The sequence below is a fragment of the Psychrobacter sp. TB20-MNA-CIBAN-0197 genome (assembly GCF_040309765.1).
Taxonomy (GTDB): Bacteria; Pseudomonadota; Gammaproteobacteria; order Pseudomonadales; family Moraxellaceae; genus Psychrobacter; species Psychrobacter submarinus.
This window is the reverse complement of sequence record NZ_JBEOPC010001425.1, coordinates 1-234: the sequence shown is the minus strand read 5'-3', so window position 1 is coordinate 234 and position 234 is coordinate 1. Positions and strand designations below refer to the sequence as shown.

The window sequence follows — 234 nt, the reverse complement described above, 5'->3', positions numbered from 1 at the left end:
ACATGAAGGACCGCGATCGCCTGCTCAACAGCTTGCGCGCGTACCTGATGCTGAACATGAAGGATCGTCGCGACGCGGCGTGGCTCAAGGACTGGGTCGCCACTGACTGGTCGCAGCGCTACACCGGCAACACCGCGGTGCAGAATGGACTGAACACGCACCTCGAGCGTTTGCTCAAGCAGCCGTTCATCTACCCGCTGAACGATCAGTTGGTGACGCAGGCGCGTCAGGTCC

The 234-nt window shown here is 61.5% G+C and carries 1 protein-coding gene; it reads left to right on the top strand.

Going from position 1 to position 234, the window contains the following annotated elements; genetic code table 11:
- On the top strand, positions 1–234 hold a 234-nt coding region (locus tag AAEY83_RS18665; RefSeq protein ID WP_351061689.1), incomplete at both ends, for an ImcF-related family protein.